We start from the raw sequence: 26,948 nt of genomic DNA, 5'->3' as shown, positions 1-26,948 counted from the left end.
CGGCACACAGTTCACCTCAATTCCGCGATCGAGGAGTCAACTGATGGCACAACGCAGTTCCCCACGACGGCGTGTCCTCCTGGCCGTGCTGTCGTCGCTGGTCTGTGTGAGCAGTCTGGCCGGTTTCTCGCGACCGGCGGCGGCAATGGACACCGAGCCGATCTACCTGGACACCCACTACTCCTTCCAGGAGCGCGCCGCGGACCTGGTCTCGCGGATGACGCTCGACGAGAAGGTCCAGCAGCTGAACTCCGACGGCATCGGCGGCATCCCCCGGCTGGGAGTGCAGGACTACTCCTACGGCAGTGAAGGCCAGCACGGCGTCAACGACCTCGGGAACGACACCAACCCGGGCCCGACCGACGGCGGCGCCCACAAGCCGGTGCACGCCACCAGCTTCCCCAGCAACTTCGCCGCCACGATGAGCTGGGACAAGAGCCTGATGTACCAGGAGACCACGGCGATCTCGGACGAGGCACGCGGCTTCCTGGACAAGTCGCTGTGGGGCGTCGCGCAGAACGACCTGGGACTGTCGGCGGCGAACTACGGCGCGCTGTCCTACTGGGCGCCCAACGTCAACATGGACCGCGACCCGCGATGGGGCCGCACCAACGAGGCGTTCGGCGAGGACCCGTACCTGGTCTCGCAGATGGCCGGCGCCTACGTCGACGGCGACCAGGGCCAGAGCCCGGACGGCAAGCCGACCAGCAAGTATCTGAAGGTCGCCGCGACAGCCAAGCACTACTCCCTCTACAACGTGGAGGACAACCGGTTCGCCAGCAACTCGGTCGCCGGCGACGCGGACATCCACGACTACTACACCGCACCGTTCAAGAGCCTGATCGAGAAGTCGCACGTCGCCGGGCTGATGACCGCGTACGACGAGGTCAACGGCACCCCGACGGTCGCGAACACGTACCTGGACAACCAGATCGCGCAGCGCAGCTACGGTTTCGACGGGTACACCACCTCCGACTGCGGAGGCGTGGAGACGGTGTACGGGAACGGGGGGTCCGGCGCCAACTGGGCTCCGCCCGGATGGACCACCGACAAGCAGGGCCGCAGCGGCACCTGGACCAACACCGCCACCGGGCAGAAGATCCCCGCCATGGCGGGTGGGCAGGCGTGGGCGCTGCGGGCCGGCACCAACTCCAACTGCGGTGGCCCCGAGGCGACCACGCAGAACATCGGAGAGGCGATCAAGGACGGTGTGCTCAGCGAGGGGGTGATCGACAACGCGCTGGTGCACATGTTCACCGTCCGCATGGAGACCGGTGAGTTCGACCCGCCGAGCCAGAACCCGTACACGAAGATCACCAAGGACGTGATCCAGTCTCCGGCGCACCAGGCGCTGGCGCGGAAGGTCGCGGACAACTCGCTGGTGCTGCTGAAGAACGACAAGGTGGCCGGGACGAACCAGTCGCTGCTTCCGGCGGACCCGGCCAAGCTCAACAAGGTCGTCATCGTCGGGAACCTGGCCGACCAGGTCACCCTCGGCGGCTACTCCAGCTCCCCCAAGTTGCAGGTCAGCGCCGTGCAGGGCATCACCGACCAGGTCAAGGCCGCCAACCCGGGCGCCGACGTGGTCTTCGACGCCGCCAACACGTCCTCCACCGCGAACTCCGGCACGTCGGCGGTGCTGTCCGCGCAGACCACCGCGGACATCAAGAGCGCCGACCTGGTCGTGGTGTTCGTCGGCACCACCACGAACAACACCAACGAGGGCCTCGATCGCGGCAACCTGAACATGCCCGGCAACTACGGCTCGCTGATCGACCAGGTCACCGCGATAGGCAACCCCCGTACCGCGCTGGCGATCCAGTCGGACGGTCCGGTCAAGATCGACGACGTCCAGGGCAGGTTCCCGGCCGTGGTCTTCAGCTCGTACAACGGCGAGAGCCAGGGCACGGCGCTGGCGGATGTGCTGTTCGGCAAGCAGAACCCCAGCGGGCACCTGGACTTCACCTGGTACAAGGACGCCTCGCAACTGCCGGCGATGGCCAACTACGGTCTGACACCGGGCGCCACCGGCGGACTGGGCCGCACCTACCAGTACTTCACCGGGACGCCGACATACCCGTTCGGCTACGGGCTGAGCTACAGCACGTTCGCCTACTCCCCCATCAAGGCCGACAGGTCCTCGGTGTCGGCCGACGGCACGGTGAAGGTCGGCTTCGACGTGAAGAACACCGGCAGCGTGCCGGGGGCGACGGTCGCCCAGCTGTACGCCTCGACGCCGTTCAGCGTGCCGGGTGTGGAACTGCCCAAGGAGCGGCTCGCCGGCTTCGAGAAGACCCAGGTGCTCAAGCCCGGCGCCAGCCAGCACATCGAGCTTCGGGTCAACATCTCCGACCTGGCGCTGTGGGACAGCAAGGCGGCGAAGAACGTCGTCCACGACGGACCGTACCGGTTCCAGGTCGGCCCGGACGCCGCCGACGTCGCCGGTGCCGCCACGGTGGATGTGCACGGTAGCTGGACCCCGAAGGTGCAGACCGTCACGGTGCAGCCGGAGAACGTGGAGTACACGGCGGGCCAGACCCTCGACCTCACCGGCAGGAACCGCTGGATCAAGGACGACACCACGCCCGCCGACGAACCGGACCGCAACATGAGCGTCCAGGCCGACCACGTCGTGGAGGCGGTCGACAACGACGGCTCCTTCGTCGACCTGACCAAGGCCCACGTCCACTACACCAGCAGCGACCCCACCGTCGCCACGGTCAACAGCAAGGGCCTCGTCACCGCCGTCAACAACGGCGTCGCCACGATCAAGGCGACCGTCAACGGCGTCACCGGTTCCGTGGCCATCACCGTGCACCACAAGCTCGCCGTCACCGCGCCGCAGATCGCGAAGGCCGGCTCCACCACGACGGTGACCACGACGTACACCAACTCCGGCTCCCACACGCTGCGGAACGCCTCCGTAGCCCTGACGCCCGCGAGCGGCCTCGCCGTACAGGCGACCACGCCGACCACCTTCTCCCGCATCACCCCCGGGCAGTCCGTCACGTCCACCTGGCAGGTCACCGCAGCCGCGGACGCCGAGCCCGGCGGCTACCCGCTGTCGGCGCGGGCCAGCTATGCCGGTGCGCGGAGCGACGACGAAGCGGTCGGCCAGGTCGTGGTGGCCTATCCGGCGCTCAGTGCCACGTTCGACAACGTGGCTGTCAGCGACGACAACAACACCGCCGAGGGCGACTTCGACGGCGGCGGCCGGAGCTTCTCGGCACAGACCCTCGCCGCGGCCGGTCTCACCCCCGGGGCCCAGGTCACCCACGACGGCGTGACCTTCACCTGGCCGGACGCCGCACCCGGCACTCCCGACAACACCAGCGCCGACGGCCAGTCCTTCCCGCTCACCGGAACGGGCAGCAAGATCGGCTTCCTGGCCACCGGAGCGGGTGACACCTCCGGCACCGGCACCATCACCTACACCGACGGCAGCACCCAGACCTACTCCCTCGCCATCAACGACTGGACCAACAACAACGCCCCCGCACCCGGCAGCGACATCCTCGCCACCCTCCCGCACCGCAACGCCAGCGGCGGCGGCAGCACCGACATCCCGGTCCACGTCTACGGCGCGACCGTCGCCCTCCAGACAGGCAGGACCGTCGCCTACCTGACCCTCCCCGACGCGCCGAGCATGCACGTCTTCGCCACCGCGATCGGCTGACCCGCAACAGGCAGCCGGCCTCGGGTGTCCCCTTCGCATCGGCGAGTTCGCAGCACGGTGCGAAGGGTCTCGGCCGGCTGACGCATCCCGCTGTCCGCATCCCGCTGTCCGCAGTGCCCTGGAGCCGATCCACTGCGGTTCGGGGCGTAGACCGACCGCTCTTAGGCCGCGAAGGAGGGGACGAACGGCGCCGACGGCGCCCGGTCCCGTCATCAATCCTATGGTCAGAAAGTCGCCTGATGAGATTACGCAGTTCCTCGCGACGGCGCGTCGTCCTCGCCGCGCTTGCTTCGCTCGCCTGGCGTACACGGCGGGCGACACCCTCGACCTCACCGGCAGGAACCGCTGGATCAAGGACGACACCACCCCGGCCGACGAACCGGACCGCAACATGAGCGTCCAGGCCGACCACGTCGTCGAGGCGGTCGACAACGACGGCTCCTTCGTCGACCTGACCAAGGCCCACGTCCGCTACACCAGCAGCGACCCCACCGTCGCCACGGTCAACGACAAGGGCCTCGTCACCGCGGTCAGCGACGGCGTGGCCACGATCAAGGCGACCGTCAACGGCGTCACCGGTTCCGTGGCCATCACCGTGCACCGCTGACGAACCGTCAGCACGACGCGCCGCGGACAGCGCGGGCCGGTTCCACCACGACGGTGACCACGACGCACACCGACACCGGCTCCCGCGCCGTCCGAAACGCCTCCGTAGCCCTGCCGCGTGCAAGCGGCCTCATGGTCGGGCGACCGCGTCGCCCCCGGCCAGTCCGTCACTTCCACCCGGCAGATCACCGCACCCGCACTCATCCGCCCAGCAGAGGAGACCTCATGAGAAAGCGACGAAGCACGATTTCGAGAGCAGCGACGCCGGTGCTGGTACTCGCCATGGCGGCGACCTTCGCGCCCGCCGCACACGCCGCGTCCAGCGCGAGCCGGTTCACCATTCAGGCCGGATCGCTGCGCATCGGCCTGGACGCCACGGGCACGGTCACGAGCCTGCTCGACCCGGCACATGACCGGAACTACGCCGACACCCAGCACAAGACCCCGCTGATCAGGCTCGTCGTCGACGGCGCCGAGCAGAAGCCCACCGCCCTGTCGTACAACGCGGCGAAGTCGACCTACACCTTCACCTTCGGCGGGAAGAACATCAGGGTCGGCGTCAAGGTCGCCGCCGGCGCCGGCTATTCGACGTTCGAGGTGACCAGCCTCGACGCCCCCTCCGGGGTGGACGTGGAAACCCTGCTGTGGGGCCCGATCACCACCAGCATCACGCAGACCGTCGGCGAGACCGTCGGTGTGGTGCACGACAACGACTTCGCGATCGGCATCCACGGGCTCAACGACAAGACGCCCGCCGGCTGGCCCGACGAGTTCAAGAGCATGAGCTACACCGAGGGAACCCAGGAACCGCTCTTCAACTGGCCCTACGGCTGGTTCGCCGCACACCAGACGACCTGGGGCAGCATCCTTCAGGCGTACACGTACGACTACACCAAGACCCGCCACCGGTACGTGGGTTGGGACGACGAGCACGAGTCGAACGAGCCCATCCCTCCGTTGAGCGGCGGCGACGCGCAGATCAAGGGCTCGAAGATCGCCCTGTTCGGCACCGCGCCCGGCGACGTCCTCAACACCCTCTCGCACATCGAGACCGGACAGGCACTGCCGCACACGAAGGTCGACGGCCAGTGGGAGAAGACCTCGCAGGGCGCATCGCAGTCCTTCCTGGTGCTCAGCGACCTCGACACCGCCGATGTCACGGACGCCAGCAAGTACGCCAACAAGGCCGGGATCCGCTACCTCTACTCGCTGCCGGGCGCGGACGGGCCATGGCAGTCCGCGGGGCACTACCAGTTCGACTCCGCCTTCGGCGGCTCGGACGCCGGAGCCACCGGGCTGGTCGACACCGCCGCCGGCTACGGGCTCAAGGTCGGGGTCCACACGCTGTCGAACCTGATCGACACCAACGACCCCTACGTCACCCCCGCGCCCAGCGACGGGCTCGCCACCATGGGATCCGTCAAACTCACCCGTCCCCTGGCCGCGGACGCCAAGACCGCCTACGTCGACGGCGACGCCATCTTCACCGGCGGCAACGAGAACATCCTGCGCGTCGGCAACGAACTCCTCAACTACGGCGCCGTGACCAAGGTCCCCGGCTCCGCCACCGAATACCAGGTCACTCTCAACTCCCGCGCCATGTGGGGAACCACCGCGGCCGCCGAACCGGCCGGTAGCGACCTGACCCGCATCCAGCGCTACGCCTACGGCCAGTTCGTCGGCGGCATGCCGATCATCCCCGAAATCGCCGGCCGCCTCGCCCAGATCTCGAACACCACGGGTGTCAAGGCCATGTCCTACGACGGTCTGGAGACCGCCTCGCTGGCGGGTTACGGGCTGTTCGGCACCACCAGGCTGGTCAACGGCACGTACCGCAAGCTCGACAGCAGCGACGACTTCATCTCCGAGGCCAGCAACCTGCTGCCCGGCACGTGGGACGCGACCACCCGGGTGGGTTGGGGCGCGGAGAACGGTGATCTGGGCGGCACCGGCTGGCCACCCACCGCGATGCAGTTCCAGCCGTACTACGACCGGAACTACATGCCCCACATGATGGGCTGGCGCGGCTACGGACCCGGCGATTCCGTGCTGTCCCAGGAGTGGGAGCTGTCGAAGATGGCGGCCTTCAACGCCGGTGCCGGCATGCAGACCAGTGTCTCGGCGCTCAAGGCGAGCGGCAACACCGACCAGGTCCTGGGCGCCTGGAAGGAGTGGGAGGCCGCCCGCAACGCGCACGCCTTCACCGACCAGCAGATGACGGCCATGCAGGACATGAGTTCCTACTGGCACCTGGAGACCGTGCAACCGGGCAAGGAGTGGAATCTCTACAACGTCGAGTACCCCGCCGACGCCCTCACCGCGCCGAGCGACGGCACCACCAGCACATGGAAGTACACCAACACCCATGACGCGCAGCCCCTGCAGTTCCAACTCCAGGCATCCGGCGGCAGCGTCACCAACCCGTCCATCACCCTGAACGGCAAGACCGTCACCTTCCCCACCACCGTCCCCTCCGACGGATACCTCGTCGCCGACGGCACCACCACCGCCAAGGTCTACGACAAAACCTGGCACCAACTCGGCACCGTCACCGCCCAGGGCACCGCCACCTACACCACCGGCGACCAGAACATCAGCTACACCGCAACCGGCACCAACGGCTCCACCGCCAACATCCGCTTCCTCACCTACAGCGCACCCCAGCACGTCAAGGCCCCCGTGACGATGGACGCCCCGACCACCGTCCAGCGCGGCGGCACCGCCACGGTCACCTCGACCTACACCAACACCGGCACGACCACCCTCCACCACACCTCGCTGTCCCTCGTCGCACCCAAGGGCTGGACCGCCAAGCCCACCACCGGCGCCGGCACCCGCAGCCTCGCCCCCGGCAAGACCCTCACCACCACCTGGCACCTCACACCCCCCACCGACGTCAAACCCGGCACCAACTCCCTGGTGACACAGGCGACCTACGACGGCGCCAGGACCAGCACCGAAACCACCACACAGATCGCGGTACCCGACCCCGTCGCCATCACCACGCCCACGCTCGTCAAATCCGGCACCACCGCCACCGTGACCACCACCTACACCAACGGCAGCAGCCATGACCTGCCCGACGCCACCGTCGCGCTGACCGCACCCGCCGGCTGGACCGCCAAAGCGACCACCCCGGCGACCTTCCCGTCCCTCAAGGCCGGGCAGACCGCCACGACCACCTGGCAGGTCACCCCGCCCGCCGACGCCAAGCCGGGCGCCAACACCCTGACGGCGAGGGCCACTTACCGCGGCGCACCCGTCACCGACGAAGCCACCGGACAGATCGCCGTGCCCTACAACTCCGTCCAGGCCGCGTTCGACAACGCCGGCATCAGCGACGACAGTAACCCCGCCGCGGGCGACCTGGACGGCGGCGGCCGGAGCCTGTCGGCGCAGACCCTCACCGCCGCCGGGCTCACCCCCGGAGCCCAGATCACCCACGACGGGCTGACCTTCACCTGGCCCGACACCACACCGGGCACCCCCGACAACATCAACGCCGGCGGCCAGACCGTCGCGCTCACCGGAACCGGCGCCAAGCTCGGCTTCCTGGCCACCGGCACCGGCGATGTCTCGGGCACCGGCACCGTCACCTACACCGACGGCACCACCCAGTCCTACGCCCTCACCGTCAACGACTGGACCCGCACCAGTCCCGCGACCGGCAGCGACATCCTCGCCACCCTCCCCCGGCGCAACGCCGGCCGGGGCGGCAGCACCGACATCCCCGTCAACATCTACGGCACCTCCGTCACCCTCCAGGCAGGCAAGACCATCGCCTACCTGACCCTCCCCGACAGCTCGGGCCTGCACATCTTCGCCACCACGGTCGGCTGACCCGCCGGACGGTCGGCGCCGGCCACGGCGCCGACCGTCCCTCCTCATCGAACACACCGTGTCCCACGGGCACTTCGAGAAGTCGACGAACGAAACGGAGCAGGGATGGCTGATGGACTCACCCAGGCGGTCGAGGCGCCGCCCGCTGTCCGGGAAGGCCGCCGGACGCGGTCGGGCTCTCCGGCACGATGGATGTTCCTGTTGCGCCGGCTGGGGTTCTACCTCGTGACGGCGTGGGCCGCCATCACCTTGAACTTCCTGATTCCGCGGTTCATGCCGGGCGACCCCGCGGCGACACTGCTGAGGAATCTCCAGCAGACCACGGGCGTGACGCCCAACGCCGCGAGCGTCAAAGCGGTGCGGCTCTTCTACGGTGACCCCACCCACGACCTCTTCCACCAGTACCTCGGCTACTGGAACAGTCTCGCCCACCTGGACTTCGGGCTGTCGACGAGTCACTACCCGACCCCGGTGTCGAGCCTGGTGGCCTCGGCGCTGCCGTGGACCGTGCTGCTGGCCGGCAGCACGACCGTGCTCGGGTGGCTGCTCGGCACGCTCGCGGGCGCCTACACGGGCTGGCGGCCGGGCGGGCGCTTCGACTCGCTCTTCACCCCCGTCACCACCTTCCTGTACTCCCTTCCGCCCTTCTGGCTCGCCCTGCTGGTGGTGTACGTCTTCGGGTTCTCCCTGGGCTGGTTCCCGATCTCCGGTGGCTACGACCCGAACGTCCCCTTCCAGCTCAACAACTTCTGGTTCCTGCTCAGCGTGCTCCGCTACGGCGCCCTGCCGGCGTTCACCCTGATCTTCATCGGCGTCAACGGATGGTCGTTCTCCATGCGCAATGTCATGGTCACCACGGTCAGTGAGGACTACGTCCTGCTCGCCCGGGCCAAGGGCCTCAGCCGGCGCCGGGTGATGCTGCGCTATGCCGCGCGCAACGCCCTGCTGCCCAATGTCAGCGGGCTGGCCCTGGCGTTGGGTTCGATCTTCGGCGGAGTCGTCTTCGCCGAGATCGTCTTCACCTATCCCGGCCTCGGCTACCTGCTCTTCCAGGGCGTCACCAGCCACGACTACCCGCTCATGCAGACGATCTTCCTGATGATCACGCTCGGCGTGCTGGTGGCGAACCTCATCGCCGACTCCGTCTACGTCCTGCTGGACCCGAGGACGAGGGAGGAACGGTGAGGGAGTTCCTGGCAAGCGGCAAGGTCCGCACCGGGCTGGTCGTCATCGGCCTCTTCGTCCTGCTCGCCCTCGTCGGGCCGTGGCTGGTCGGCAGCGTGTTCCACACCGATCCGCACCGTATCGACTACTCGGCGCTGGGCTCCGCGCCCTCCGGCAGCCATCTCCTCGGCACCACCACGTCGGGTCAGGACGTGCTGGCCCAGCTGATCACCGGCTGCCGCGGTTCGGTCGTGGTGGGCCTGGTCTCCGGGCTGCTGGCCACGGCCCTGGCGATGGCGATCGGGGTCACCGGCGGGTTCCTGGGCGGCAGGACCGACCAGGTCCTCACCTCCTTCACCAATGTGTTCGCCACACTGCCGAGCTTTCCGTTGATGCTCATCGTGGCCGGCTACCTCAGCAAGGTCAGCTCCCTCACGATCGCCCTGCTGATCGCGGTCTTCGAGTGGCCGGTCTCCGCCCGCTACCTGCGTTCCCAGACCCTGTCGCTCCGCAACCGCGACTTCGCCGTCGCCCTGCGCATGATCGGCGAGAGCCGCCGCCGGATGATCTTCGTGGAGATCATGCCGCACCTGACCGGAATCCTGTCCTCGCTGTTCCTGCGTGCGGTGGTGGTCGGGGTGTTCTCGGAAGCGGGCCTGCGCTTCCTGGGCATCGGCGGAGGCGACACCATCACCTGGGGAACCATGATCGCCCTGGCCCAGCAGCAGGAAGGCGTGTTGCGGGGCATGTGGTGGTGGTTCGCACCGCCCGGCCTGTGCATCGCGCTCATCGGCACCGCCACCGCCCTGGTGAACTTCGGCGTGGACGAGGTCGGCAACCCCACCCTCAAGTACAGCAACCGCGCCGCACGGCGCCGAGCTGCGGCGTATCTGGCGTCGCGGCGCGCCGGCCGTACGGTCCGGGAGGCCGCGTGAACACCTCGCAGACACCACAGTCCTCGCCGAACCCGGGAACCCGGGCCGGCGCGGTGCCCGGCCCTGGTCCGACGGGCACCGACCTCCTCATGGAGGTGTCGGCCCTGACGGTCGAGTACCTCACCGACAAGGGCCCCGTACCCGCGTGCCAGGACGTGTCGTTCACGCTGCGGCGCGGCGAGATCCTCGGTATCGCCGGGGAGTCCGGTTCGGGCAAGAGCACCCTGGTCACGGCCCTCACCCGCCTGCAACGCCCGCCGGCGCTCACCACGGGCGGACAGATCCGCTACCACCCCGCGCACCGGGAACCGGTGGACCTGGTCACGCTGGACGAACGCAGCCTGCGGCGACTGCGCTGGACGGAGCTGGCGATCGTCCTGCAGAGCGCGATGGCCGCGTTCAACCCGGTCATGCGCCTGGGCGCGCAGTTCGCCGACGTCATCGCCGAGCACCACAAGGGCATCAGTCGAGCGGAGACCGACGAACGCACCGCCCGGCTGCTGCGCATGGTCGGCATCGCACCCGACCGCGCCCGCTCCTACCCCCATGAACTGTCCGGCGGGATGCGGCAGCGCGCCCTGATCGCCCTCGCCCTGGCCTGCGATCCGGAACTCGTGGTGATGGACGAGCCGACCACGGCCGTGGACGTGGTGATGCAGCGGCAGATCCTGATCCAGATCCTGCGCCTGCAACGCGAGTTGGGCTTCTCCGTGATCTTCGTGACGCACGATCTGTCCCTGCTCATCGAACTCGCGGACCGCATCGCCATCATGTACGGCGGGCGCGTCGTGGAGACCGGGCCCGCACGGCAGCTCTACACCGACCCGAAACACCCCTACACGCGCGGGCTGCGCGACGCCTTCCCGCCGCTGCACGCCCCCGTGTCACGGCTTTCCAGCATCCCCGGCAGCCCACCCGACCTGCGCAACCCGCCGCCCGGGTGCGCCTTCGCCCCCCGGTGCGCCCATCGCATGGACACCTGCACGCAGGTTCTCCCCGAACTGCGGGCCGTCCCCTCGGACACCGGCGACCGGCAGGTGGCCTGCGTGCTGTACCGGCACCCCGACGGACAGGTGACGACTCCATGACCTCCACGACGCCCGACGCCGGCTCCCGCCACGACGACGCCGCCACCGTGCTGGAAGCGGTCGACGTCACCAAGCACTTCACCGTGCGGGACGCCCTCGGCCGCAAGTCCACCGTGCACGCCGTCGAGCACGCGAGCGTCACCCTGCGTCGAGGGCGGGTCGTGGCCCTGGTGGGCGAGAGCGGAAGCGGCAAGACCACGCTGGCCAGGCTGCTGGCCCAGTTCCATCCCGTCACCTCCGGGGAGATCCGGCTGAGCGGGCGGCCGGCGCCCAAGGCCGGGCGCGGCTACTTCCGCCAGGTCCAGCTGATCTTCCAGGACCCCTTCTCGTCGCTGAACAGGCTGCACCGGGTGCGGCACATCCTGGGGCGCGCCCTGCAGATCCACGGGCACGCCCGCACCCGCAGCGAAGTCGAGGAGCAGGTACTGGAGTTGCTGCGGAAGGTCAATCTGACCCCCGCCGAGGAGTTCATCGACAAGCGCCCGCACGAGATGTCCGGCGGGCAACTCCAGCGGATCTCCATCGCCAGAGCGTTGGCCGTGCGGCCGAGCGTCCTGCTCGGCGACGAGCCGATCAGCATGCTGGACGTCTCCATCCGGCTGGACGTGCTCAACCTGCTGGCGAAGCTGCGTGACGAGGACGGTCTCGCGCTGCTCTACATCACCCACGACATCGCCAGCGCCCGCTACCTGTGCGACGAGGTCCGGGTGATGTACGCGGGGCAGATGGTCGAGGGCGGGCCCAAGGAAGCGGTGATCCAGTCGCCCAAACACCCCTACACGCGGTTGCTCATCGACTCCTCGCCCGACCCGGACCGGCCGGGTGGCGGGCTGCGGGACCAGCCGGGCACCGCGGACCTGGGGGAACCACCGGACCTGGCCGATCCGCCCGCCGGATGCCGGTTCCATCCCCGCTGCCCGTTCGCGATGGACGACTGCCGGCGCTCGTTCCCGGACCGCACCACGTTCGACGACGGCCAGTGGGCGCACTGCTGGCTCCACCAACACGGCCGTTCGGCCGAACTCGAAGAGCAGCACCTCGGAAAGGACCTCTCATGAAACGCCTGCTGAGTGCGGGGATCGCGGTGGTCGCCACCGCGTCCGTACTGACCGCGTGCAGCACCGCCCACACCACGTCGTCCTCGGCGACGGACACGGTGCGGCTGACCACGGGCCCCTACCAGTCGTTCCAGAAGGGCTGGAATCCGTTCGCCCCCGCGCCCAACGCCGGTGTGGCGTTCTTCTACGAGCCCCTGATCCGGGTGGACCCGCAGCACACGACGCCGCAGAAGTGGCTCGCCGACTCCTGGGCGTTCAGCGACGGCGGGAGGACCCTCACCTTCCATCTGCACAGCGGGGTGAAGTGGTCGGACGGCCGGGCGTTCACCGCGAACGACGTGAAGTTCAGCCTGGAAGTGCCGCTCAAGCACCCCGAGTTGAATGTCACCGGAGCCCAGTACACGTCCGTGGACGCGCCCGACGCGTCGACGGTCGTGGTGCACTACCCCCGGCCCGCCTTCACCGATCTGAGCGCGTTCGGCAGACGCGACGTCTATCCCGAGCACATCTGGGCGACCCGGAACGTGAAGACCTTCACCAACCCGGACCCGGTGGGCACCGGACCGGTTTCGCTCGACTCCTTCAGCCCCCAGCAGATCACGTTGAAGATCCGCGGCGACTACTGGAACGGCGCCTTCCCGCACGTGAAGAAGGTGGCGATCGTCGCGGCCCAGGAGTCCAGCACGAGGAGCCTGCTGCTGAAGAACCAGCTCGACTGGAGCACCATGTCCTGGCAGGGCGCGCAGCAGAACTTCGTGGCGCCGGACGCCGCGCACCACCAGTACCAGGTGTACGCCCTCATCGGCTCGGAAGGCGTGCTGTTCAACACGCAACGTGGCCCCACGGGCGATGTCCACGTGCGGCAGGCCCTCACCAAGGCCCTCAAGGTCGACGACATCCTGAAGGTGATGGGCACCGGGCAGCCGGCCGTCAACCCGTCCGGCCTGAACAACACGCTCGGCCGCACCTGGCTCCCGTCCGATCTCGCCGGCAAGGTCCTGCAACAGGACGTGACCGGTGCCAGGAGTGAACTGGCCGCCGGCGGATGGAGCGTGCGCGGCGGCCGGCTCACCAAGGCCGGCAAGAGCTACCCGCTCACGCTCAACATCTACCAGCCGTACGCGAACTGGGTGGACATGGGCGCGGCGCTCAAGGACCAGTGGAAGAGGGCCCTGGGGCTCGACGTGACCGTGACCAACATGCCCGACGCCACCTTCACGCAGAAGGAACCGGTCGGCGACTTCGACATGGAGACCGCGTTCACCCCGCCGTCCGGCGACGGCAGCATCTACGGCGCCCTGGCGGCGTTCAGCGGCGACAACGCGAAGCCGCTCGGGAAGCCCGCCACGGCCGACTTCGGACGCTTCGACGACCCTGCCTACACGAAGCTGATCCAGCAGATGGCCGCCGTGGACCCCGCCGACACCGCGAAACTGGCGCAGCTCACCGGGCCGGCCCTGAACATCCTCGCCCAGCAGGCGCCGTTCATACCGATCGGTGCCTCGGCATCGTTCGCCGACATCACCACCACCCACTGGACCGGCTGGCCGACCCCGGACAGCGCGCAGTACACCCCGTACACCTCCGCCGGCCCGGACACCACGCTCACGCTGCAACACCTGCGTCCGGCCTCCTGACGGACGCCGCCTTCCGGGATCGGGCGCTACCGGCGCCACCCCGGCGACTCCGGGCGGGCGGCACTCCCCTGCCGCCCGCCCGGCATATCCCCTCCTGCCCGTTCTTCTAGGAGAGCCGTGAACGCCACGCCACCCGCAGCCGCGGAGCTGACCCTCACCGATTCCGGTCTGCTGCGCGCAGCGGCGCCTCATCAGATCGTGTCCGCGGCCATTCACTACTTCCGGGTCCACCCGCAACTGTGGGAGGACCGTCTGCGGCGGCTGCGCGCCATGGGCGTCAACACCGTCGAGACCTATGTCGCCTGGAACTTCCACGAACCCGTCCCGGGGCGCTACGACTTCACCGGGCCGGCCGATGTCGCCGCCTTCATCACCACCGCCGGCCGGCTCGGTCTGGACGTGATCGTCCGACCGGGGCCGTACATCTGCGCGGAGTGGGAGTTCGGCGGTCTGCCCGGTTGGCTCCTGGCGGATCCCGCGCTGCGCCTGCGGCGCGGCGACGCACGCTACCTCAGCGCCGTGGACGCCTGGTTCGACGTGCTGCTGCCCGTCCTCGTCCCGCTGCTGGCCGGCAACGGCGGACCGGTGGTGGCCCTGCAGATCGAGAACGAGTACGGAAGCTACGGCAACGACACCGGCTACCTCGAACACCTGCGGCAGGGGCTGGTCCGCCGAGGCGCCGACTGCCTGCTGTTCACCGCCGACGGCGCCACCGATCACGTCCTGCGCGGCGGCACCGTACCCGGAATCCTGGCCACCGCGACCTTCGGTTCCGACCCCGAGGAATCGCTCGCGGTGCTCCGCCGCCACCAACCGACCGGCCCGCTCATGTGCATGGAGTACTGGAACGGCTGGTTCGACCACTGGGGCGAGAAGCACCACGTCCGCGACCCCGAGGAAGCCGCCGCCGACCTGGACCGCATGCTCGCCCAAGGCGCCTCGGTCAACATCTACATGGGCCACGGCGGCACCAACTTCGGCTGGTGGAACGGCGCCAACCACGACGGGAACACCTACCAACCCACCTGCACCAGCTACGACTACGGGGCCCCGGTCGGTGAGGCGGGCGAGCTGACCGCGAAGTTCCACGCCTTCCGGGACGTCATCGCCCGGTACACCGGCCCCATCGCGCACGAGCCGCCCCCGCCGCCCGACCGGCTCGCCCCACGCTCGCTGAACGTCACGGGCACCACGACACTGCGGGAGTCGCTGGACGTCCTTTCCACCGCCGTTCGCCGCCTGTCGCCCGAGCCCATGGAGGCGTTGGGGCAGAACCTGGGGCTGATCCACTACCGCACGCGGCTGCGCGGGCCGGTGCCCGCCGCGATGTTGCGCGTCGACGGCCTCGCCGACCGCGGGCAGGTCTTCCTCGACGGCACCCCCATCGGCGTCCTCGACCGCGACCACCCGCTCGCCGAACTGCCGGTCGACGTGCCGGCGGACGGCGCCGAACTGGAGATACTGGTGGAGAACATGGGCCGGATCAACTACGGCCCCCTGCTCGGCGACCGCAAAGGTATCACCGGCGGAGTACGCGTCGACACCCAGTTCCAGTTCGACTGGGACATCCGGCCGCTCCCCCTCTGCGACCTGACCGGGCTCCGGTTCAGCCCGCAACCCGCGGACCGGCACCCGGCCTTCCATCGCCTCGACGTCGAACTCGACGCCCCTGCCGACGCCTTCATCGCCCTGCCCGGCTGGACCAAGGGCATGGTGTGGGTCAACGGCTTCGCCCTGGGCCGCTACTGGAGCCGCGGCCCAGGGCGCACCCTTTACGCGCCGGCCCCCGTCTGGACGGCCGGCCGCAACGAGATCGTGGTCCTGGAGCTCCACCGGGCAGGGCCGACGGTCGCCATCCGCGACGCCCCGGATCTGGGATGACCCGCGGCCCGGCACCGTAGGTGGTGTCGGTTTCTGTCCACTGGATGGGCGTTCCTGAGCGTTCGCCGCCGGGCGTTCCTGGCGCCGTCCGACGCCTCGTTGTCATGCGTCGGCGTGGCACGCCAGTCCGCACAGCGGAAGTTACCGGCGTGAAACCTTGACGCAGTGCGGGAACCTGCCTAGCCTCTGGCCGCTGAGCGAATCTGATCGGTTGAGTTCGATTCGGTTGGATTTCTTGGTCGCCCCTTTCCCGCTTCGTTCCACCGAGTCGGCCGTCACTCCACTTGACGAGGACATGGTCCTCGAGGAGGCAGTCACATGTACACGCACTGGGAACGACGATGGACAGGCGGTGAGAGCCGCTTCGTGGCGCTTGCCGCGGTCCTGGCGGTGATCATCGCTTCGGTGGCGGTCCTGCTGGCCCCGGCCCGAGCCGGTGCGGCCACGGCCACGTCGATCACCGTGAACGGAAGCTCGCCCGGCCGGACCTTCGACGGCATCGGCACTGTCAGCGGTGGCGGTGCGAACTCCCGCGCGCTGATCGACTATCCGGAGCCGCAGCGCAGCCAGATCCTGGACTACCTGTTCAAGCCGAACTACGGCGCGAGCATGCAGATCCTGAAGGTGGAGATCGGTGGCGACGCCAACTCGACCGACGGGCCCGAGCCCAGCATCGAGCGCACCAAGGGCCACGTGAACTGCGACGCCGGCTACGAGTGGTGGATCATGGAACAGGCCGCCGCCCGCAACCCGCACATCAGGTTCGTCGGCCTGGAGTGGGCCGCACCGGGCTGGATCGGGGTCGACGATCCCGACAACCCCTCGCCCGGGCAGCCCTACATGTGGTCCCAGGACGACATGGACTACCTCACCACATGGCTGGGCTGCGCGAAGTCCCACCATCTGAACGTCGGTTACCTCGGCGGCTGGAACGAGAACACTCCCGACAAGACGTACTTCGAGGCCCTGCGCGCTCACCTCGACCGCACCGGCAACTCGGCCGTTGCTCTGGTGGCACCGGACGAGGACAACACCGGCGGGAACTGGTCGATCGCCGACGACCTCGCGGGCGACAGCGCGTTCGACAACGCGGTCGGCGTCGTCGGCCTGCACGGCGTGTGCTGGCACTCGAGCCCCTCGTACACCGGCTGCCCCGGCAGCGCCGTCGCGGAGGGGCTCGACAAGCCGCTGTGGGTCTCCGAGGACGACAACGACAGCGACGGTGCGAACCCGCAGGCGCTGGCCCGCAACCTCAACCGCGAATACATCGACGCCAAGGTCACCGCGGACATCAAGTGGCCGCTGGTCGGCTCCTGGCCGTCCAACGAGCCGTTCTACGGCGCCGCGCCGCTGATGGCCGACCAGCCCTGGTCCGGGTCCTACACGGTCGGCCGTGACATCTGGGTCATGGCGCACACCACGCAGTTCGCCCAACCGGGCTGGAAGTACCTGGACGGCGCCAGCGGATACCTGGCCGGCACCGGCAGCGGTGGCGACCCGCACAGCGGCAGCTACGTGACGCTGAAGTCCGGGCGGGACTACAGCACGGTCATCGAGACCACCGACGCCCAGGCCGCCCAGACCGTCGACCTCACCGTGCAGGGCGGCCTGTCCACCAAGGCCGTGCACGTCTGGCACAGCAACGTCGCCTCCACCGATCCCGCCCAGTGGTTCAACCAGGAAGCGGACATCACCCCCCACAACGGCAGCTACTCGCTCACCCTGCAGCCCGGCTCCGTCTACACCCTCACCACCACCAGCCATCAGGCCAAGGGCAGTGCCGTCCCGCCGCCCTCGCAGACCCAACCGCTGCCGTACCGCAACGACTTCTCCACCTACCCGGCCGGCACCTCGCCCCGGTACTTCCACGACTGGGCCGGCGCGTTCGAGGCCGCGACCTGCCCCAGCGGCTCCGGAACGACGGGGTGCCTGCGCCAGGTCATCACCCATGCCCCGCTCCCGTGGCACCCGGACATGAACTACACCCCCACCACCTTCCTCGGCGACCCCGCGTGGAAGGACTACCAGGCCGGCGCCGACGTCAGGTTCGAGCAACCGTCGACCTCGGCGGAACTGCTCGGCCGCGTCGACCACGCCGACCACGACCGCTCCGCGTACCACCTCAAGCTCGCCACCGACGGCTCCTGGAGCCTGTACACCGAGAGCCAGAGCTCGACCGACACCACCCTGGCCGGCGGCACCGTCACCGCGCCCGGCACCGGTAGCTGGCACAACCTGGCACTGAACATGCAGGGCTCGACCATCGAGGCGTACATCGACCACACGCGTGTCGCGTCCGTCACCGACACCAGCCACGCCACCGGGCAGACCGGCTTCGAGGTCGGAAGCTTCGCCAACGTCGACTTCACCCATGTCACCGTCACCGCTCCCGCCGGCACCGCGCAGGCCACGGCCACCGCCACCAGCCAGCGCGCCGGGAGCGAGGTCCGCAATGCCCTCGACGGCGACCCGGCGACCGTCTGGAGCAGCGAGAAGTCCAGCAGGCCCCAGTCCGTCACCGTCGACCTCGGCGGAGTGAACAAGGTCGGCGCGCTGACCTACGTGCCTCCGCAGGGCCGTGGCGCCAAGGGCACGATCAAGAGCTACACCATCTGCACCAGCACCGATGGCACCGCCTTCCGCAAGGTGGCCACCGGCAAGTGGCGGGCGGGCACCGATCCCCGGACCGTGGTCTTCCCCGCCCAGGCGGCTCGCTACGTCCGCCTCGAAGCCGACTCCACCACCGGTGGCTACGCGTCCGCGGCGGAGATCAGCGTCAACTCCACCGACAGGGGCCCCATCACCAACGGGAACAGCGGGAAGTGCGTGGATGTGTCCGGTGGGTCCACCAGTGACGGAGGATCGATCATCCAGTGGCCCTGCGGTACCAACAAGCCCAACCAGACATGGCAGTTCGTCCGGGCGCCCGCAGCCGACGGCGCGTACCAGTTGGTGTCGGGCAGCAGCGGCAAGTGCCTCGATGTGACCGCGGCGTCCACCAGCGACGCAGCACCCATCGTCCAGTGGACCTGCGACACCACCAGGCCGAGCCAGCAGTGGAGGTTCGCTCAGGTCCCCGGCAGCGGCGCGTACCAGGTGATCTCGGTCGGCAGCGGCAAGTGCCTCGACGTGGACGGAGCCTCCACGAGCGACGGCGCATCGCTCGTGCAGCTGACCTGCGACGCCACCAGGCCGAGCCAGCAATGGAACTACCCGGTGATCGCCCAGTAGGCAACTCCACCATCACCGATTAGCCGATACGACACCAGGCCCTCGGCCGGCACCAACCGGCGCCGGTCGAGCGGCCCCTTGCACGCGCCCACCCGGCGGGCCGCGTCCACGAACTCTGATCGCTCCCGATGCTGCGGGACCGCAGCGGGAGCGCTTCAGCGCTGTGATCCAACTAGTGGAGGTTTCCATGAGCTTGAGAGGCGTCAGACGCCGGCTCCGGCACCGTTTCCTGGCGACCGGTACGGTCGTCGCCCTGCTGGGCGGCCTGGGGTTGAGTGCGGCCGGCGGTGCGACGGCGGCGCCGCGGCCGGTGGCCGCGCAGTCCGGCCGATCCGGCCAGATCGCGAGTCCGCCGGGCAGCAAACACTCGGTGACGTACGACGGTTACTCGTACCTGATCGACGGCAAGCGCACCTATCTGTGGTCCGGCGAGTTCCACTACTTCCGGCTGCCCAGCCAGGGCGAGTGGCTCGATGTGCTGCAGAAGATGAAGGCGGCCGGCTTCAACGCCGTGTCGGTGTACTTCGACTGGGGCTACCACTCGCCCGCGCCGGGGGTCTACGACTTCACCGGCGTGCGTGACGTGGACAAGCTGCTGGACATGGCGGACCAGTTGGGCATGTACGTGATCGCCCGTCCCGGCCCGTACATCAACGGCGAAGTGGACGGCGGGGGATTCCCCGCCTGGCTGCACAACAAGGTCACCTCCACCCGCACCACCGACCCGACGTGGTTGAAGTACTCCGACCAGTGGCAGACGCAGATCGACCGCATCCTCGCCCGCCACCAGCTCACCAACGGCACCGGCACGGTGATCCAGTACCAGGTCGAGAACGAGTTCTACGACAGCGGTGCGGATGCCCGGGCGTACATGCAGCACCTGGAGGACAAGGCCAGGGCGGACGGCATCAGCGTGCCGCTGGTCGGCAACAACAACGGCACGTTCAACTCCGGCACGGGCGCCCTGGACGTGGACGGAGTCGACTCCTACCCCGGAGGGTTCTGCGCCGACCCGTCGCAGTGCGGTGTCCCGGACATCAGCTACGACCACCCGGCCGGAAAGCCGGTGGTGACCGCGGAGTACCAGGGGGGCTGGTTCGACAACTGGGGCGGGCCCGGCTACGACACCTACGCGAAGCAGTACAACGACCAGTTCGCCGACGTGTACTACAAGCAGAACATCGCCGTCGGCGCCACCATGCAGAACTTCTACATGGCCTACGGCGGCACCAACTGGGGCTGGCTGGGCATGATGAGCCACTACACGTCCTACGACTACGGCGCCGCGATCCGTGAGACGCGCCAACTCGACCCGAAGTACGACCAGGACAAGCTGATCGGCTACTTCACCCAGGCCGTCGCCCCGCTCACCAAGACCGACGCGATGCCCGCGGTCCCGACCGACAACACCAAGATCGTGGACACCGCACGGGTCAACCCCGACACCGGTACGCAGTTCCATGTGCTGCGGCACGCCGACTCGAACGCGACCAGCACCGACAGCGCGCACCTGAAGATCGACCTCGGCGCGCAGACCTACTCCGTTCCGCAGCAGCCCGGCACGTCCCTGACCCTCGACGGCCGTGAGTCCTCGATCGTCGTGGCGGACTACGACCTCGGCGCGAAGAACCTGCTGCGCTACTCGACCTCGCAGATCCTGACGAACGCCACCATCGGCGGCCGGGACGTCGCGGTCCTCTACGGCGACCACGGCTCCGACGGCGAAACCGTCCTGCACTACGACAAGAAGCCCACCGTCACCTCCACCGGCGGCACCGTGACGTCCAGTTGGGACGCGACGACCGGCGACCTGCGGCTGAACTACCAGCACACCGGCCTGGCCCAGGTCCAGATCAGCGGCGGCGGTCACCCGCTGCTGCTCCTGCTCGCCGACACCGCGACCGCCAAGACCTTCTGGCGGCAGGACACCGCGGCCGGCCCGGTCCTGGTCCGCGGCACCCACCTGCTGCGCGGCGCGTCCGCCGACCGTACGGCCCTCGCCCTCACCGGCGACATCGGCACCGACGGCTCGGTCCAGGTCTGGTCCGCGGCCAAGTCCCTGACCTGGAACGGGCGATCGGTCCACACCCACGCGACGGAGGACGGCAGCCTCACCGGCACGCTCCCGACCGCGGCGGCGGTCACCGTGCCCGCGCTCACCGGCTGGAAGCACATCCAGGAGTCGCCCGAATCGCAACCCGGCTTCAACGACTCGTCCTGGCAGGTGGCCGACAAGACCACGTCGGACATCACCACTCCGGCCACCCTTCCGGTGCTGTTCGCCGACGACTACGGCTTCCACACCGGGTCCACCTGGTACCGCGGCCGCTTCACCGGCGACGGCAAGACGACCGGCATCACCTTGTCCACCACGAGCGGCGGCGGGGCGGCGGCCTCCTCGGTGTGGCTCAACGGCACCTTCCTGGGCAGTTCCACCGCCGACGGCCAGAAGACGTACACCTTCCCCGCGGGCCTGGTGAAGCCCGGCGGCGACAACGTCGTCTCCGTCCTGACCGTGGACATGGGACACGACGAGAACTGGGGACGGTCCGACGACAGCACGGTCCGCGGTCTGACCAGCGCCGTCCTGGTGGGGAACCCGCTGAGCTCCATCACCTGGCGGCTGCAGGGCAACCGCGGCGGTGAGACCCCGGTCGACACCGTCCGCGGCCCGCTGGCCACCGGCGGCCTGTACGGCGAGCGCGCCGGCTACATGCTGCCCGGCTACCCGACCGGGAACTGGACCCCGACCACCCTGCCCGCCACCGACACCACCCCCGGCGTCTCCTGGTACACCACCGACGTCAACCTGCACCTGCCCAAGGGCCAGGACACCTCGCTCGGGCTCACCCTCACCGACGACCCGTCCCGCAAGTACCGTGCCGAGATCTACGTCAACGGCTGGGACATGGGCAACTACGTCAACTACCTCGGCCCCCAGCACAGCTTCCCCGTCCCCAACGGGGTGCTGAACCCGGACGGCAAGAACACCATCGCCATCGCCGTGTGGAACCTCGACGGAAGCACCGGCGGGCTCGGCAAGGTCGAGCTCACCAACTACGGCAGCTACGCCTCCTCCCTGAACGTCCCGCAGAACAACAGCCCCCGGTACAACGAGAAGCAGTACGCCATGCCTTCCCCGCACCAGCCGTCGGTCGCCCTCCAGGTGCCCGGATCGGTCCAGGGCGGCAAGTCCTTCACCGCGACCACGACGGTCGAGGTGCCCGCCGGCACGCCCGCGGCCTCCCACGTGACCGCCACCCTCGCGGCCCCCGACGGTTGGACCGTCACCCGGCACACCGCGGCGGGCGGCTCCGTACGGGTCCGCGCGGGCACATCGGCCACCTTCACCTGGGACGTCACCCCACCGGCCACCCCCGGCAAGGTGAACCCGCTCACCACCACCGTGCGGTTCGAACAGAGCGGCCACTCCCAGACCGTCACCGACGAGCGGATCATCGGGTCGATACCCGAACCGCCGCACGCCGGCACCAACCAGGTCAGTGATCTGACGTTCCTGTCGGCCACCAACGGCTGGGGCCCGGTCGAACGCGACCAGAGCGTCGGCGGGCAGGCCGCGAACGACGGCACTCCGCTCACGCTGGGCGGCACCGTCTACGCCAAGGGCCTGGGCACCAACTCGCCCAGCGACGTGCAGATCTACCTCGGTGGACAGTGCACCAGGTTCACCGCGACCGTCGGAATCGACAACGGCGACCCGGGCTCGTCCACCTTCTCCGTCATCCTCGACGGCAAGGCCCTCACCACCACCCCCGTCCTCACCGGGCAGTCGACACCGGTCACCATCGACGTCCCCGTCACCGACGGCCAGGTCCTCGACCTGAACGTCGGCGACGGCGGCAACGGCAACGGCAACGACCACGGCGACTGGGCCGACCCCATCCTCACCTGCAGTTAGGGCCCGAGGCGATCGACAACACCGGCCTGCACAACCCCGACGGGTTGTGCAGGCCGGAGAGCCGTTCTGAAGATCCCGCTCCTCGCCGTCGGCCCGGGGGCGTCGGCATTGCCTTTGGTGCGGACGAAGTCGGCGTCGACGGCTGCGAGGGCGGGGTCGCGGCGCACCCGGTCGGCGCCCGCGGCGACGACGCGGGCGCTGATCCGTCAGGCGGGCTGGACGGTGATGGTGCAAAGGCGCTTGGTGGCCCGGGTCAGGGCTACGTACAAGTCCCTTTCCCCACCGGGGCGGGCCGTGCTGATCTCCTCGGGGTTCATGACGACGACACCGTCGAATTCCAGGCCGCGTGCTTCGGATGCCGGCACGACGCGTGCGTGTTGTGCGATGCCTTGGGCCGTCAGTTCGCCCACCCTGGTGTCCGCGCAGATCACTCCCAGCAGTTCGCCCGGGTACGCGGCGCTCTGGGCTCGGAGTTCCTGGGCGACGGCGGTGACCAACCCGTCCGGAGGCGTGGTCACGGTGCGAGGGCTCTCACCGCTTCGCAGTGACCGGGTCGGCTTCTGGTCCGGAGCGATCCGCGCGAGCAGTTCTCGGACGCTCTCCAGAATCTCCTGCGTGGTGCGGTAACTGACGGTCAGGTTGTGCAGTTTGAACCGCGGTCCGACGTGCGGGCTCAGTGCTTCCTTCCAGTCGCGGGCTGTCGCGACCGGGCCGGCCTGGGCGAAGTCGCCCACCAGGGTCATCGCCCTTGCCGGGCAGTGGCGGACGATCATCCGCCACTGCATGGCGGTCAGTTCCTGCGCCTCGTCGACGACGACGTGCCCGTAGGTCCGCTCCGGCGGGCCGTCGACCAGGCTCGCCGCCTCGTCCAGCAACGGCGCATCGGCATCGGTCCACGGGTGTTCCGGGCCGCGCAGCAGAAGTGACCGCTCCTCCGCGGTCGATCGGGGCAGGTGCTCGGCGAGAGCGTCGGCGTCCGTCAGGAGCGCCTTCACGAGGTCACCGGGCATCAGCCGCGGCCACAACACCTCGACCGCTCGGTCGACGCCGGCGTCGTCGAGGAGATCGGCCCGGATGGCGTCCACGTCCAGCTCGTGGACCGGACCCGAGTCGGCCGCACCTTCGACATGGCGCTGGGCGGCTCCGGTGAACCGGTCGAGGTCCATGCCCGTCATCTCGGTGGCGTCGGCGTCGATCTGCTCCAGAAGGTCGCCCATGTCTCGTTGCATCGCGTCGGTGACGGCGTCGACCAGGAGCTCTTTGAACACCTGCCGTGCGGGGTTGTGTCCCGGTGCGGCTGCCACGGCGGTTTCGCGTGCCGTGGCGACTTCCTCGCCGGACAGGTGAACCGGTTCCCGTCCGACCCGCACGGTGAAGTCGCCATGGGGAGCTTGGTGGACGCGCAACAGGCCGGCCAGAGCGTCGGCGAGGTCGGAACTGCCCTTGAGACGCGCCGTATCGAACGGGTCCACCGTGTCCGTGGACACTCCGGCCAGTGCGTGGCAGGTCGCCAGGACGACGTCGTTCTCACCGAGCGAGGGAAGGACCTGGGAGATGTAGTCGAGGAACCGGGCATTCGGGCCGACCACCAGGACACCTTGCTCCGCGGCGCGCGGGAACGCGTACAGGACATACGCCGCCCGGTGCAGGGCGACCACCGTCTTGCCGGTACCGGGCCCGCCCTGCACCACTGTCACCCCGCGGTGCGCGGAGCGGACGATCTCGTCCTGCTCGACCTGCAGCGTCGCGACAGCCGCGTGCATCCTGCCCGTACGCCGTGCCGACAGGGCCTCGGTCAACGGGCCGTCACCCACGACGTCTTCGTCGGTCGGGGCGGTACCGTCGAGCAGTTCGTCGCTCACCGAGATCACCGTGCGCTCCTCAAGGCGCAGGTGCCGGCGGCGGCGCAGATTCATCGGGTGGATCGGCGTCGCCTCGTAGAAGGGCCGCGCCGCGTTCGCGCGCCAGTCCACGAGCAGAGGCAGCTCGTCGTCCTCCTTGTGCAGGCCGATCCGCCCGATGCGCAGAGCCGTGCCATCCGTCCCGTCGATGCGGCCGAAGACCAGCCCTCTTTCGGCGCCCTCCAGCCGGCCGATTTCCCTGGCCAGACGCTCAGCGGCGATCTCTCGCTCGTGGGCCTCACCAGCGCTTTCCGCCGGGGCCTTCAGCACACTCGCCCGGTGTACTCGCGCCTCGGAAAGCCGCTCGGTGAGCAGCTCGTACAAGGTGGACACATAAGCCCGCTCCGATTCAACCGCACACACAGCAGGGTCGTTCACTTGTGACAACAGGGGGGCTCCTTCGATTCGAGCCACATCATACGGTCACAATTCCCCGAAGATAAGTCTTGACTTACTCGGTGGTTCCGTGGCCCTGGTCCTGTTTCGCGGTGGGTTCGTCAGTCATGGCGTCAAGAAGGCTCCGACCTGGGCAAATGAAGGTCTGCCGCGACTCCCCCGAGTATCGAATGAGCGTCTGACGTGGTGCATACGACGATGACCTGGAGCCGTCCGCCGGTCCTGGCGATGCACTTGACGGAAGCGGCAGGACCGAGGGCGTACGGGACCGCATCATGACCTGTCGACCGAATCCATGACGGTTGACCGTATGACGTATCACGCATTCCGCCGTTCCGTTTATTGCCGGTCGCGATCCCGATGCCCGTCTGCCTTATGGGATATCCCGCCCTTGAACAACTGCGATGTTTTTCCGCGCTCGGGAAAAGCGGGGGCGGGGCAGGGCGGCAGCGCCCGGCCCCGCCCCGCCGGAAGGACGTCAGGCGGCCGGGTTCCAGTAGTCACCCGCCATCACGATGGAGACGATCATCTTGATCGTCTCCCCGTAGTAGGCGTCCTCGAAGGGGTTCGTGGCGAGCTGCGCCCAGATCGCGTCGGTCCACGCCTGGTCACCGGAGGCCATCGCCGCGGGGCCGGCCGAGTCCCCGGCCTCCTCCGCCTCGGTGTCGCCCGAGACGTTGCCGTTGGCACAGTTGAGCTTGATGTGCGGCTGCACCTTGGCCGGCTTGCCGCCGGACAAGGACTTCAGGCACGCCGACTCCTTCTTGGCGGTGGAGTAGGCGACCGCCGCCGTGGTGGAGCCGTTGAGCAGCGCGTCGGTGCCCATGTGCCAGGGCACGCGGATCGAGTTGTAGCCGACGATGTTGTCCGGCTGGTCCTCCTGGTAGTCCGCGGGTGCGGGCTTGGGGCTGGTGGTGTCGGCCTTCACCACGAAGTCGGAGAGCAGCCCGGCCGACGAGGAGTACGCGGAGGTGAACTCGCTGACGACGGCTTCGGTGCGGGTGACGACCTTGTTCCAGTCGTGGGCGGTGTCGTAGGCGGCGAACGCCCGCAGGTGGTCGAGCATCATGTCGGAGGGCCGGGTGTCGGTGTCGGGCCCGTCGTCCTCGGCCTTGAGGTGGCCGTCGGGGGCGACGTCGTGGGCGTAGAACGAGGCGAGCCACGCCTTGGCATCGGCGGTGTAGCCGCCCCACTGGCGGTCGGCGAGGATCAGGCCGTAGCCGATGTCGAGGTCGCCGTCGGTCGCCGAGTCCGGGGTGCCACTGTCGGTGTACTTGCAGCTGGAGCCGTCGAGTTGCCACTCCATGAGGCCGTCGGGGTCCTTGTGGTCCTTCACCAGTTGCCACAGCCCGTTGAACTCGGTCTGCGCGTTGGTGTCGTATCCGGCCATCAGCGGCACGATGTTCATGCCGTACCCCTGGGCCTCGGAGACCGTGCCGTTGTGGGGGGCGTCGTCATCGCCCTTGGTGGAGACGTAGTACTCGTCGGAGGCGCAGCCCTTCACCAGGTAGGTCGACTTCCAGGAGTCGTAGGTCTTCTCGACGAGGGCGTCGCGGGCGGACTGGGAGGCGGAGGGGCTGACGCCGACCTTGTAGGTCGTGTGGGTGGGGAAGGCG

The 26,948-nt window shown here is 68.9% G+C and carries 13 protein-coding genes; 11 read left to right on the top strand and 2 right to left on the bottom strand.

Going from position 1 to position 26,948, the window contains the following annotated elements; translation table 11 throughout:
* Positions 1-43: 43 nt before the first annotated feature.
* The 11 genes from AC13HU_RS00610 to AC13HU_RS00560 all read left to right on the top strand — a co-directional run bounded on the left by AC13HU_RS00610 (position 44) and on the right by AC13HU_RS00560 (position 23,035).
* Complete coding sequence (locus AC13HU_RS00610) at positions 44-3,676, top strand: glycoside hydrolase family 3 C-terminal domain-containing protein (protein WP_483039669.1); 3,633 nt, start codon at positions 44-46, stop codon at positions 3,674-3,676.
* Positions 3,677-3,896: 220 nt separating this feature from the next.
* Positions 3,897-4,283: an Ig-like domain-containing protein gene (locus AC13HU_RS00605; RefSeq protein ID WP_483039668.1), complete on the top strand. Its 387-nt coding sequence runs from the start codon at positions 3,897-3,899 to the stop codon at positions 4,281-4,283.
* Positions 4,284-4,507: 224 nt separating this feature from the next.
* Positions 4,508-8,122: an NEW3 domain-containing protein gene (locus AC13HU_RS00600; RefSeq protein WP_483039667.1), complete on the top strand. Its 3,615-nt coding sequence runs from the start codon at positions 4,508-4,510 to the stop codon at positions 8,120-8,122.
* A gap of 105 nt (positions 8,123-8,227) precedes the next feature.
* A complete protein-coding gene (locus tag AC13HU_RS00595; protein WP_483039666.1) occupies positions 8,228-9,307 on the top strand; it encodes an ABC transporter permease in 1,080 nt (359 codons plus the stop codon).
* Positions 9,304-10,221 carry an ABC transporter permease gene (locus AC13HU_RS00590; RefSeq protein ID WP_483039665.1) on the top strand — a complete coding sequence of 306 codons (918 nt, stop codon included), beginning with the start codon at positions 9,304-9,306 and terminating at the stop codon, positions 10,219-10,221. Before AC13HU_RS00595 ends, AC13HU_RS00590 begins: the two co-directional genes overlap by 4 nt.
* Before the next feature lie 89 nt (positions 10,222-10,310).
* Positions 10,311-11,309, top strand: coding sequence for an ABC transporter ATP-binding protein (locus tag AC13HU_RS00585; RefSeq protein WP_483039692.1), 999 nt, complete (start codon positions 10,311-10,313; stop codon positions 11,307-11,309).
* The gene (locus tag AC13HU_RS00580) at positions 11,306-12,367 is read left to right on the top strand and encodes an ABC transporter ATP-binding protein (protein WP_483039664.1); all 1,062 of its coding nucleotides are present in this window, start codon (positions 11,306-11,308) and stop codon (positions 12,365-12,367) included. The genes AC13HU_RS00585 and AC13HU_RS00580 overlap by 4 nt, the downstream gene beginning before the upstream one ends.
* Positions 12,364-14,004, top strand: a complete 1,641-nt coding sequence (locus AC13HU_RS00575; protein ID WP_483039663.1) for an ABC transporter substrate-binding protein — start codon at positions 12,364-12,366, stop codon at positions 14,002-14,004. The genes AC13HU_RS00580 and AC13HU_RS00575 overlap by 4 nt, the downstream gene beginning before the upstream one ends.
* A gap of 117 nt (positions 14,005-14,121) precedes the next feature.
* On the top strand, positions 14,122-15,885 hold the full coding sequence (locus AC13HU_RS00570) for a glycoside hydrolase family 35 protein (RefSeq protein WP_483039662.1): 1,764 nt from the start codon (positions 14,122-14,124) through the stop codon (positions 15,883-15,885).
* A 318-nt stretch (positions 15,886-16,203) separates the two neighbouring features.
* Entirely contained in the window at positions 16,204-19,116 is a 2,913-nt protein-coding gene (locus AC13HU_RS00565; protein WP_483039661.1) for an RICIN domain-containing protein, read from the top strand.
* 187 nt (positions 19,117-19,303) lie between these two features.
* Positions 19,304-23,035 (top strand): beta-galactosidase, encoded by a 3,732-nt coding sequence (locus AC13HU_RS00560; protein WP_483039660.1) that lies wholly within the window; start codon positions 19,304-19,306, stop codon positions 23,033-23,035.
* Between the two features lie 206 nt (positions 23,036-23,241).
* Here the strand turns inward: AC13HU_RS00560 and AC13HU_RS00555 are convergent, their stop codons facing one another.
* Together AC13HU_RS00555 and AC13HU_RS00550 are read right to left on the bottom strand one after the other, a co-directional pair.
* Positions 23,242-25,269, bottom strand: coding sequence for a HelD family protein (locus AC13HU_RS00555; RefSeq protein WP_483039659.1), 2,028 nt, complete (start codon positions 25,267-25,269; stop codon positions 23,242-23,244).
* 541 nt (positions 25,270-25,810) lie between these two features.
* A partial coding sequence (locus AC13HU_RS00550; RefSeq protein ID WP_483039658.1) for a glycosyl hydrolase family 8 occupies positions 25,811-26,948 on the bottom strand: 1,138 nt, incomplete at its 5' end.

It is taken from the genome of Streptomyces sp. NH27 (genome assembly GCF_056859195.1).
The sequence above is the reverse complement of the archived record's forward strand: the minus strand, read 5'-3'. Positions and strand labels throughout refer to the sequence as shown.